This window comes from Undibacterium sp. SXout7W, from assembly GCF_049339385.1.
Lineage (GTDB): Bacteria > Pseudomonadota > Gammaproteobacteria > Burkholderiales > Burkholderiaceae_D > Undibacterium.
In genome coordinates, this window is sequence record NZ_JBMPPF010000033.1 from 1 (window position 1) to 9,928 (window position 9,928).

The 9,928-nt window shown below is 44.1% G+C and carries 15 protein-coding genes; 2 read left to right on the top strand and 13 right to left on the bottom strand.

Annotation, left to right across the window (positions count from 1 at the left end; all coding sequences use genetic code 11):
- The coding region (locus ACO0LB_RS19995; protein WP_423052362.1) for a hypothetical protein at nt 1–517 on the top strand (517 nt) is incomplete at its 5' end.
- 144 nt (nt 518–661) lie between these two features.
- Here the strand turns inward: ACO0LB_RS19995 and ACO0LB_RS20000 are convergent.
- The 13 genes from ACO0LB_RS20000 to ACO0LB_RS20060 form a co-directional block, all read right to left on the bottom strand.
- The gene (locus ACO0LB_RS20000; protein WP_423052364.1) at nt 662–1,138 is read right to left on the bottom strand and encodes a hypothetical protein; all 477 of its coding nucleotides are present in this window, start codon (nt 1,136–1,138) and stop codon (nt 662–664) included.
- A gap of 49 nt (nt 1,139–1,187) precedes the next feature.
- Entirely contained in the window at nt 1,188–1,478 is a 291-nt protein-coding gene (locus ACO0LB_RS20005) for an HAD domain-containing protein (protein ID WP_423052388.1), read from the bottom strand.
- Nucleotides 1,479–1,484: 6 nt separating this feature from the next.
- Entirely contained in the window at nt 1,485–2,003 is a 519-nt protein-coding gene (locus tag ACO0LB_RS20010; protein WP_423052366.1) for a hypothetical protein, read from the bottom strand.
- On the bottom strand, nt 2,000–2,920 hold the full coding sequence (locus ACO0LB_RS20015; protein WP_423052368.1) for a metallophosphoesterase: 921 nt from the start codon (nt 2,918–2,920) through the stop codon (nt 2,000–2,002). The genes ACO0LB_RS20010 and ACO0LB_RS20015 overlap by 4 nt, the downstream gene beginning before the upstream one ends.
- A gap of 4 nt (nt 2,921–2,924) precedes the next feature.
- A complete protein-coding gene (locus ACO0LB_RS20020; protein ID WP_423052370.1) occupies nt 2,925–3,677 on the bottom strand; it encodes a metallophosphoesterase family protein in 753 nt (250 codons plus the stop codon).
- Nucleotides 3,678–3,698: 21 nt separating this feature from the next.
- Nucleotides 3,699–3,929, bottom strand: coding sequence for a hypothetical protein (locus tag ACO0LB_RS20025; protein ID WP_423052371.1), 231 nt, complete (start codon nt 3,927–3,929; stop codon nt 3,699–3,701).
- A complete protein-coding gene (locus ACO0LB_RS20030; protein ID WP_423052373.1) occupies nt 3,919–5,088 on the bottom strand; it encodes a tyrosine-type recombinase/integrase in 1,170 nt (389 codons plus the stop codon). Before ACO0LB_RS20030 ends, ACO0LB_RS20025 begins: the two co-directional genes overlap by 11 nt.
- On the bottom strand, nt 5,081–5,284 hold the full coding sequence (locus ACO0LB_RS20035) for a hypothetical protein (RefSeq protein ID WP_423052374.1): 204 nt from the start codon (nt 5,282–5,284) through the stop codon (nt 5,081–5,083). Before ACO0LB_RS20035 ends, ACO0LB_RS20030 begins: the two co-directional genes overlap by 8 nt.
- 58 nt (nt 5,285–5,342) lie before the next feature.
- A complete protein-coding gene (locus ACO0LB_RS20040) occupies nt 5,343–6,071 on the bottom strand; it encodes an LPD7 domain-containing protein (RefSeq protein WP_423052376.1) in 729 nt (242 codons plus the stop codon).
- Nucleotides 6,072–6,136: 65 nt separating this feature from the next.
- The gene (locus tag ACO0LB_RS20045; RefSeq protein ID WP_423052378.1) at nt 6,137–6,652 is read right to left on the bottom strand and encodes a relaxase/mobilization nuclease domain-containing protein; all 516 of its coding nucleotides are present in this window, start codon (nt 6,650–6,652) and stop codon (nt 6,137–6,139) included.
- The gene (locus ACO0LB_RS20050; RefSeq protein WP_423052380.1) at nt 6,652–7,020 is read right to left on the bottom strand and encodes an ATP-binding protein; all 369 of its coding nucleotides are present in this window, start codon (nt 7,018–7,020) and stop codon (nt 6,652–6,654) included. Before ACO0LB_RS20050 ends, ACO0LB_RS20045 begins: the two co-directional genes overlap by 1 nt.
- A gap of 391 nt (nt 7,021–7,411) precedes the next feature.
- Nucleotides 7,412–7,738 (bottom strand): hypothetical protein, encoded by a 327-nt coding sequence (locus ACO0LB_RS20055; RefSeq protein ID WP_423052382.1) that lies wholly within the window; start codon nt 7,736–7,738, stop codon nt 7,412–7,414.
- 189 nt (nt 7,739–7,927) lie between these two features.
- On the bottom strand, nt 7,928–8,182 hold the full coding sequence (locus ACO0LB_RS20060) for a hypothetical protein (protein ID WP_423052384.1): 255 nt from the start codon (nt 8,180–8,182) through the stop codon (nt 7,928–7,930).
- A gap of 617 nt (nt 8,183–8,799) precedes the next feature.
- Here ACO0LB_RS20060 and ACO0LB_RS20065 point away from each other — a divergent pair.
- Nucleotides 8,800–9,042, top strand: a complete 243-nt coding sequence (locus ACO0LB_RS20065; protein WP_423052386.1) for a hypothetical protein — start codon at nt 8,800–8,802, stop codon at nt 9,040–9,042.
- Nucleotides 9,043–9,928 lie beyond the last annotated feature (886 nt).

Here is a 9,928-nt window from a genome sequence, read left to right on the forward strand (position 1 = left end):
GCGTCGGCGCCTTGGCACGGGAGGAACTGCATTCAGATTCATAATGTACATGTACCCAGTTATTACGTGGACACTATGTTCTATAAATCCGGAGCGCGGTTCAAGACGACTTTACCGGGTGCTTACCATTGAAAAGAAAAATGAACTTAATGAGATAACAAATACCAATTGGAAATTTGAAGACGATCTCGGTTCAAAATTTGTACGATTGAAAGAAATCGATTCATCAAGTGCCTACTTCAGATACCCAACAGATAAAAAGACACCTGTTTACGAGAGAGAAAAATCTGCATTTCAAGAAGCTACTCTTCAAGATGTAATGGCTCTGGCAGAAAAAAATCAAGTGCCGATGAAGTCAATGAAAGTTATGGCTCTGATAGGAGAGGATACACAAGTTTTTATTCATGATGATTCTTTCACAGAGGAAACCATGAATCTCCTTGCTGATGTAGCAGAGAAAATTTCAACCTGTCACTTTGCTTTGATGAATGAATTAGGTGGTGATGGGTTAGGATGAAATTTTTAGGACTATTGAAGTTGTCAGTGAAATCATCACCACATGGATTTCGTTCATAAGGATGAATCTGGACTTCACCTGCCAAAGATTATCAAATGAGTTAGAGACCTCACTTCATTTAATTTGAATTGCGACTATTGAAATTTAGTCGTCAAAAGCAACCGGCGTACGCTCGCGAAACGCGTATCGCATCGCCTGAGCATCATATAGAGCGTGATGTTCTGGCAGTTGGTTGCGCTTGTAAAAGTCATAGCGAAGTAATTCGTTAATCTCTCGTCCAATAAGTCGGGCTTGGCACCAAATCGGAACAGAACCGCCTAATGCAATCGCAAATAAATTCCAGTCAGTTTGAAAATCAAAACAAATTTCGAGTATTGCGTTAGAAGGACGTACCGAACCCAGCCATATGAGCACGCGTTCGCCAAGCTCCTGCTTTGAGCAGGCCGCGCCTTGGGGTTCCCCAAGCAAAGGAATCACCACTTCTTTGACGAAGGTACTGCAAGCAGGTTCGAAATAAGGCACTTCTGCATAGAATTCTTCGCCACTCGCTGCTACCAAACCAATACTGATTAACTGAGGGTTAACGAAGTCAGTAAATTCCGTATCAATAAATATATTCAAAATTTCCTCACCTGATCGACTCTATTCGTAGAGGCATACAATATGCGGCTTAACCGAGATACCCGTGAAAATACTGTTGAGCAACTCTCAGTTTAGCTTTTAATTTCCAAGCAACATTTTCGTCAAATCCAAATCGCGAATCGCACCTCACCAAATTCGGCAAAAACGGCCTAAACCAATGTACCTTGTCATCAATGGCAACCCATCGCTCCCACGGCCGGCCAGACGCTCGCAACCACCCTTCGATTTCAACCTCGCGCACATAGGTGTGCCCAATGGTATCTAACAAATCTGGTATATCGCGCCAGTTCGGTGTTACGCCAATAATCCAGGCAACAATAACACTTTACTTTTCCGAGCAAAAAATCATCAATTTCTGAATAACATTTTTTTGTGCTGCAATAATTGCTTCGGTTACTTCGCGAGCACCTGGAGCATCGCGATCGAATAACGACTGATAACGATATTTGTCGTAATTCAATCCGGCAGCTGAAAAATCCGCAAATGCATTCGTATTTTTTTTGATCAGCATCTCAAGTTCCCGCACGCATTTCTCGAACTCATTTGCTCGCGTTTCAACGCATTCCTCCAAAGCCTTGACGACGGTTTCCTCCGCCTCTTTCATGCAGCCGACGAATTCCTGAATCTCGGTATGCAGCCGCCTTAACTGCGGAATGTGTCTAGCGATCTCGCTTCGCAATGATGGAATCACGCCGTCTCGCAAATCAATGAGCAGGCCTGCATCGAATTCCACGCCGTCACCTTGGAAAGGATTCGCTGCAAAACGCTGTTGAGATTCCTGAATACTTTCTTCCGACACAGGAAGTCCAAATAATGCAAACGCTTTTGCGTTATCTTCCGTCACAGGTTTAATATGGCGTCCGCGCGGATTGCAAATGACACGCATACCGTCAAAGACATAATCCATTTTCGATGTATATGACCGCATAACCAGGCATCAATACGCGGCTCGTCCGAACCGAAACCAAAATTAGAAAAAGGTAGTTCGCTGGCGTAGGCGGCGGTTTTATACATCCTGCCATTGGGCTGCCGGCCGTATCCGGCCGCAATGCCTGTTGGATAAATTTCACTTTCAGTCAGGCCATCTAATTGGAGACTTTGGTAAGACGGATGATGATGTGTGACGACCACGGTCTTGGAGAATGATGCGTCGGCATGTGTCTCTTGATACAGAATTTTTTTTTGAATGATTTTCCAAGACGTCTCGTTCAGCAAATAACCGACAAATGGATGAAATCTCCCAACGTCGATGTATCGTTCCTGAACATGCCGCTGGTAGCTGCTGTCGTAAATTTCATTGAGTGCGCAATATCTTTCTATGCATTGATAGAACCGAGCGAGAAAATTATTATCTTCGTACAGGGCTTTACAATAAATATGCGCATAGTCACGCATGTGACGGGCTTCATCAATCAGTGTCGTGTTGAACCTACCCAGATTCGTCCAAAAAGTTGCGCCGAAAAAGCGAACATCATCGATAACAATAAATTCATTTTCAAGTACATGAACATTCGAGCCGGCAGCGGCATCTTTGATATTTTTGAGAATCACTAACATATCCACTGGCGCGTCCTTTTTTGTCCAGTATTCGTGATTCCCCGGCACATAGACAACAGGTTTTTCCAGCGTTTTAAGCCACTCAACACCTTCTGTGCAGACACCGATATCGCCGGCAGCGACTATCAAGTCACAATCCAAATCTGCGGGAATCTGGTACGGGCCAGATTCCCAGTGGATGTCGGAGAGGAGGTGGATTTTCATATATTTAATTGATGACCGTTTGGTAACGTAGCGTGTCGGCGTCAGCCGAGGCGTCTGGATCAAGAACTCCATCGAACTCCTCATTGACGAGAACCCTCCCCCGCAAATCCATAATTTCGCGAAAACCGACACCGAAAGCATCTACACCACGGGCCTGGCTTTGATTTCGATAATCAAATTGCTCATGATGGTGCCCATGGAAAGACTTACCGGCACCAAGGTCGCAGGCAAGGTCAGCGATCACACCGAAACCATGCGCATGAAAACTCGGAGCTTCGTGAGTCACCAGCACATCGGCGCGTTGTCCACGCAGTTTGAGAAAATCCTCTGGAAAAATCGAACTATGATGTTTTCTGACCAGGCCGCCGCGCCACCGATTTCCTTTCTCAGATCTCCGAATAAATTCATCTGCAGATGAATAATTCGCATGAGCTGGGGGCATCCAGATTTGACCACGTAACACGCCGCCCAAGCCGGCAATTTTCACACCGGCTACGTCGACCACTCTGCCATGGAGATTGCGATCTGCCAACGACGAGCCGAAGAGATTATCGTAGTCCGGATCAGAGTCCGTATCATGATTTCCATGAATGAACCAGACTTCGGTTTGATGAAGAATATCGGCCAATTCGATCTCAAGCGGCTGTCGCGCCTGCAAATCACCCAAGAGGACAACGCCCGCAGGACGATGACGCTTTACTGCGTCTACAACATGCTGAAAATCACCATGCACATCGCCGCAAAAAAAGATTGTCATGTACGCCTCGGCAGAAAATCATCAATCAATTCGAGAACCAATAGCGGCGCATAATCGACCATTCACCCAGCGCTCCCAATCCCATGCATACGCCAGATCTCCTTCACCTTCGAACGCTGGGCACTGACTACCAACTAAAGTCTTTAAAAACGGTGCTCGCCACGGATCCGGAATATCCGTAACACGAATGAAAAATGGCCGACCATTATATTCATGAACAGGGACGCTGCGAATCATTTCATCACGATTCATTTTCGTCTCTTTCAAAAAATTCGGAATCCGTTGCCCGATCAATTTTCTGCGCCAAATTTTGCGCTTTTAAATGCGTATAATTACGCAGCATCGATAATGTTTTGTGGCCAGTTACAGATGCAACCTCCATTAAATCAAGGCCATGCTCAAATAACCGGCTGGTTCCCTCGTGCCGCATATCGTGCCAGCGCAAACCGTTAATATAATTCGCTTTCGGCTCAACATTCTCTGCTGCACATTGATCTATATATTTTTTTAGCGCCCTACTCCGCGCATATGACCAAGCGGAATAAACTGAATCTTCTGAAATATCGAAAACCCTTCCAGAATCTTTTCGTTGCAGCATGGATAAAATAGTGACAGCAGTTCGACTCAAAGGAATCACGCGAGTTTCTGAATTTATTTTCGTGTTTTTTAGGACTGCAATTCGTTTTTCCAGATCCACATTTTCCCATAAGAGGTTAAGAAGCTCTCCTCGCCGGCAAGCAGTCTCAATCGAAAGAGTTATCATTTGCGATATCGGGTGACCAGATTTAATTTCAGCGACAATCCTTTCATACTCTCCCGATGCGAATCTGCGATCACGCCCCTTTCCATTGCTCGGCACAACAATCTCTTTGATCGGATTACTGACGTTCATTCCCCACACTTTTTTTGCAGTGGTAAAAAAGGCGCTGAGCACCATCACATACTTACGAACGGTAGACTCCGATATATTACGTGCGCGAATTTGAACCAAAAACCGTAGTACTGCCTCCCGATTTACAAGCAAGATTGGCAACCGTGCGATTTCACAGTTCAGAATAATTTTTATTCGATTTATCTCAGATTTGGCACTTTTTTTGGTCACACTAACTTCTGAAGAATAGCGCATCAACAATGATCCCAAGGTTGCCTTATCAGCTTTTACCTTACTCTGCCGCGATTCAATAACCTGGCGATGAGTTGGATCTATAGCAGCATCAGCTAGCATTCGATCACGATATGCGCGTGCATCTTCAATCGAGTCGAACGTAACTTGAATCGGCACACCATGAAGACGCATGCGTAACCAAAATGATCGCCCCTGATATCGCGCAGTGATATAGCGATTTCGCGCCTTTTCAGCCTTGCTCAATTCCGGAGGTTTTGACTTGGATTTCGTTTTTTTCTCAACCACCGTGATCTCCTGGTTGAGGTTGAGGGTTTCGCAGTCGCAGTGATTTCAGTAAATGCGACTCAAAAAAGTCAATGCAACCAAGTTCGTTGCGTACGTCGACTTCATTTTCGCATCCGATGAAGACTCGCGCAAAATATTCTTGCTGCAAAGTGGAGAGAGCTAATCGCAAACGGCGAATGATTTTTTGATTCAACATGGTTTTCCGAATGAATTTTCAATACCTGAAAATCAAAATACAGGAAAAAAAAACCGTGTCAAATTCGTGACTGCTCGGCTAGGATGTTTTCTTCCTCATCCAACAGTAGTTCATTCGTAAATTTTGAGAGACTTGCTATTGCGGCCCCAGATACAAATTGCGACTTAGACGTGGACTCTTGATCCACGTTCGGCCACTTCAGCATTTTTATATATTGCTGCAATTCTGGGTTTGCGATTTGAATACCCTGTCGGATTGCCTCAGCGATCGCGATTTTTTTGAATTCTGCAGATCCTGAAATTTTGATCGCCTTCCAACCTTTGTGATGCGCTAGTTCAAACATCGCTTTAACTTTTGAAGCGGAAGATTTCCCTATTACTTGAACGGAAGATCCGCTATCGAATAAGGCAGGACTCCCGTTTTGCCAGCGGTATTCGATACCGTTCTCATGATGCTTTTGATTTAAAAATTTAATTAAATAGAAGGTATATGATCCATCTATTCTGCCGATAACCTGATCCGATTCCAATTCTGATTTGGATTTATATGCGGTCAGGCCTGCCACATCATTTGCCGGATCAAATGTTAATCCGCGTTTTAATAAGCTTGACCACTTATACTTATCGCCAAGCTTTGAGCCAGAAAAGGAAACGCCGCCTAACGAAAAAGAAAAACCATTCATCTTGCCTGTCGCTGCAATGTTGGCAATGACTTTAACCCCTTTACCTGTCAAAAATTGAGCAAACTGCATCGCGTTTGGATTGCGTTTAAGGGCTTCGTCGATCAAGATTTGAAGTCGTTGGCGCGGCGGCTCAATACCAGTTCGCAACGATTTTTCTCGCTCTTTTTTCTTTATTTTTTTGTCGCCGGCATTGATGCAATTGGATTTGCTCCCGTTCTATCTACGCCTTTCGTAACGATTAGAGCATGCTTTTTTTCAAGTTCTTCGATTATTTTTGTAGATTTCAAATTCTCGTTTTGACCTAGATACAATGCACCGGATAGGTCGACTCTTGATGCAACAATATGAATGTGTTGCCCTTCTTTGTCGTCGTGCAGAACATAAACACGCGGGTGAAAATCATCAAACCCCATCTGCTGCATGTAGTCGTCAGCAATTTGATTCCATTGCGAATCATTCAACTTCTCACCAGCAGGTAAGCGAAGCGAATTGTGCCAAACGGGCTTCTTAATCGATGGCCGCAATCGTCTGGAAATGCCAAATTCAGCAGCAAGGGAATCAGGAGTAACACATGACATATTCCCCCCAATAAGCCGCCCTTTCTCCCTTCCGTTTTCGCGATCAAAGACATAACTCAATGCCCCATGAAAACCTGATCCACGGCTGATCTTGCGCATTCCTTTCATTAAAAATCACTTTCACTTTCTGAAGTCATTCCAATCAGGTCATTGCGAAATTTCGCCAGCTCATCGCGAATAACTTGGATATCAACAAGCTCGCCATAATTCAAATTGGCTGCGATTTGATTCAGATTTGCAGCAGCTCTTGCCAGTTCAATCCAAGCTTTTTGATTCAGTTCTGGGATGGCAGGAGGAAGCTGATCAAGCGCAGCCATTCGCAACCATTCCCCTCTTTTTAATACCCCTCGTCGATGATTCAATAATTCAAGCTCGACCTCATTGAGGCGCACCGAAACGCAATTTTTCCGACATTCACTATCTGTTAACTTTGGATGACCACGTCGCGACTTGCGATCAAGATTTAACTTCGACATACCAATACTCCAAGTGATGCGTTTTTTGCTTTTGCAACCACCCAACCGAAGGGCGCGGTGGCGAATCCGCAGGATGAGGACATAATTTTTAGCGAAGCAAAAATTAGCTCTTGCTGTTTGCTCTTTTTTTTAGATTTACAATAAAAATAGTCAGTCACAAAAAATTTTTAGTCACGAAAATTTGGTTAAAACCTAGCACCACTCAACAAGGAAACACGTTTTCTTGACTCATAAATGCCATACACATAAGCCTTTACTACTTCAGTCGGAGCCTCACCATGCGCTGCTAGAATCGTCGTCTCATCGCAAAGATACAAATCTGTAGTCTGTATATAGAAATCATGCCAATCGGTATTTCTTACGTTGCTCAAAGGATCGTTATTCAGCATTTTCATTCTCCATTTTTTAAAATAATAGGTTCCCAAAAATTGGGAGGCATTAAAGCAAGAAGTTCATTCTGAATCTGCTCCCGCTGTTTGCCTTTTTTCCGCTTCAATTTCTGTTCAAAAAAGATTTTCTTGGAGTTGAAGTCCATTGGATCTGGTCTGGGTTCACTACTTAAGATTTTTATTTGCTGGATAAGAAGACTGTTCTCTAATTCTGTTCCATCCAGCTTTGCATGCAACTGAGCAGCATAAACTTTCCATCCTGCTTCGCCGTTTTCAAAACGGACCGCAGCATTTTCCAGGTCTCGTTTTGCGTCATCAAGCTCATCCATTTTCCGTCTCCAATTAGCTTATATTCAGCGCATGTTTGGCGCATAAAAGTACGCTAAAAAATTTCTGCAAATTCGAATAAGAAAAACAGTGCATGTTTATGCGCTAATTAGCGCATAAACATAATCCATTTAGCGCACACATCAATTCAGATCACTTCTTTCACGTGTGAGGTTTGACAGATGATCTGATCAAGGTTTTTGCGCCGCTTGTTTTTTCAAGATAGCAGCCATTTCTTTTCCTGCCCGTTCGATTGCATCGTCAATCGCTTCGCAGCAGATCTCACTCAGAACAAGTGTGTAACCCTGACTTTCTACTTCCTTTTTTACTTCTTCAAATCGTTCAATGAGAGAGATTGGCATGCTGATTCCTACCTGTTTTGTCTGCCTACCTTTGAGCGTTTTTAAGACAGTTTTTTCCGTTAAATCTCTCTTTTTGTTACTCATCCTTACCCCTAATTTTTAAATTCAGAAAATCAAATCACATAGACAATTTAGATGATTAAACTGCACATTGCAACAATATTTTTTAAGTAAATATTATTTAACCGTGTCAATTAATTTTAATTTTTTCGTATATATAGATATGTATAAAATGAAAAACGCAAAACTACTCATTTTCACTCTTTTAGTCGCAATAACTTCACCCGTTTTTGCGCAAACAAAACCCACCACATGCACTCCATCTGTGGTGAATAATTATGTTGCGTGCGACGCGGGATACTCAGGAAAAAAATATACGACGACGACTGTCACCTGCTCGGCCGAATGGCCGTCTGGAGTGGTGTCTACCACTCCGACCTTTAACACAAGCCAATGTGTGAAAGCGACGCCATCTCCAGCGGTCGACCGCACCTGCGAGCTAACCCCGGCCGCATGTGCACCTCAACCAAAATCGCCGGGCTGCCCGACCGGAAAACATTGGACCTTAACTGGTGCAACCGTAGCACATTGTGTTGACAATGATCCGGTATGCCCATGGGGGACATCGCTGACACATGACGGAAAGGGTAATCCTAGTTGCGTAGCAAATACGTGCCCATCAAATCAGGTTTTGCAATCAGATGGAATTTCGTGTGCGTGTCCCGCTGGCACAGCATGGAACGGCGGAAGCTGCGTTCCTCTACCACCTCCATGCACACCGAGTGTTACCAACGGTAGCAATGTTGCGTGCGATGCAGGCTATACAGGATTTAAGTTTGGAGTCACGACGACGTCGTGTCCTGGCAACATTGCGACGTTTAAGTGGGACACAAGCGGATGCACACCGACGTGCTCACCAAGCATCGTTGTCGGTAGCAATATAGCTTGCGATGCAGGCTATACGGGCTTCAAGCATTTGGTGACGACGACGACCTGCCCTGGTAACACGACTTCTTCGTATTGGGACACGAGCGCTTGTACGCTGATTCCGCCACCGCCGCCAGTCTGCCCCGCAACAACAACGACAACTGGATCTTGTCCGGCTGGCTATACAGGAAATATCACAACCACGACGACATACAGTGGCGCAAGTTGTACACCCAGTTATACAACTTCGAGTGCTTGTTCACCTTTAATTACTTCAATTTGTTCAAATGGTGCGGCGGATTGGCCGACTTGCACTCTGACCGTTACATACGTCTGTACTTTTAATGCAGACCTATATACAAATACTGCAACTAGAATTTATGTTGATGCAGGTAGCAATTTACATGTATCGCCCGCTCCCGGAAGAATTTTTACACCGATGAATCCAGGTTTTGGTGCTCACGGTGCGGGTTGGGATAATTCCTATGACGCTCCTAATTACATATGTGCTTACGGAGGTAACTAAAAAAAGGCTCTTCCGTAATATTTGACGGCACAGCGAAGACATCGACTTGTGTAGGTGGAAATTGGACGAATGAATTTCATCTACAAATCGCAAACAAAAAACCAGCCAATTGAAACATAGCTGGTTTTTTGTTTGAAGAGCGGAACTTATAACTTATTGAGGCAACGCACCACCACCATAAAAAACTGAAGTTCCCGTAGTGAAGCTCCATGTTTTGCTAATTGACGCGCCGTTGACTGTGCCTACGAAATTTACTAGAACTCATTTCATAAATAGGGTCTGTTAACTTTTTTCGGATTATGTTAACTTTGGAGCATGACACGAAGAGAAGAATTAACCGAAGATCAATGGAGCATATTGTCTCCCTTAATTCCAGA

What these genes read in the sequence shown, in the direction of transcription:
- ACO0LB_RS20015 (WP_423052368.1), bottom strand. Translation starts at nt 2,920, where the DNA reads ATGAAAATCCACCTCCTCTCCGACATCCACTGGGAATCTGGCCCGTAC.
- ACO0LB_RS20020 (WP_423052370.1), bottom strand. Translation starts at nt 3,677, where the DNA reads ATGACAATCTTTTTTTGCGGCGATGTGCATGGTGATTTTCAGCATGTT.
- ACO0LB_RS20025 (WP_423052371.1), bottom strand. Translation starts at nt 3,929, where the DNA reads ATGAATCGTGATGAAATGATTCGCAGCGTCCCTGTTCATGAATATAAT.
- ACO0LB_RS20035 (WP_423052374.1), bottom strand. Translation starts at nt 5,284, where the DNA reads ATGTTGAATCAAAAAATCATTCGCCGTTTGCGATTAGCTCTCTCCACT.
- ACO0LB_RS20045 (WP_423052378.1), bottom strand. Translation starts at nt 6,652, where the DNA reads ATGAAAGGAATGCGCAAGATCAGCCGTGGATCAGGTTTTCATGGGGCA.
- ACO0LB_RS20050 (WP_423052380.1), bottom strand. Translation starts at nt 7,020, where the DNA reads ATGTCGAAGTTAAATCTTGATCGCAAGTCGCGACGTGGTCATCCAAAG.
- ACO0LB_RS20055 (WP_423052382.1), bottom strand. Translation starts at nt 7,738, where the DNA reads ATGGATGAGCTTGATGACGCAAAACGAGACCTGGAAAATGCTGCGGTC.
- ACO0LB_RS20060 (WP_423052384.1), bottom strand. Translation starts at nt 8,182, where the DNA reads ATGAGTAACAAAAAGAGAGATTTAACGGAAAAAACTGTCTTAAAAACG.
- ACO0LB_RS20065 (WP_423052386.1), top strand. Translation starts at nt 8,800, where the DNA reads ATGGAATTTCGTGTGCGTGTCCCGCTGGCACAGCATGGAACGGCGGAA.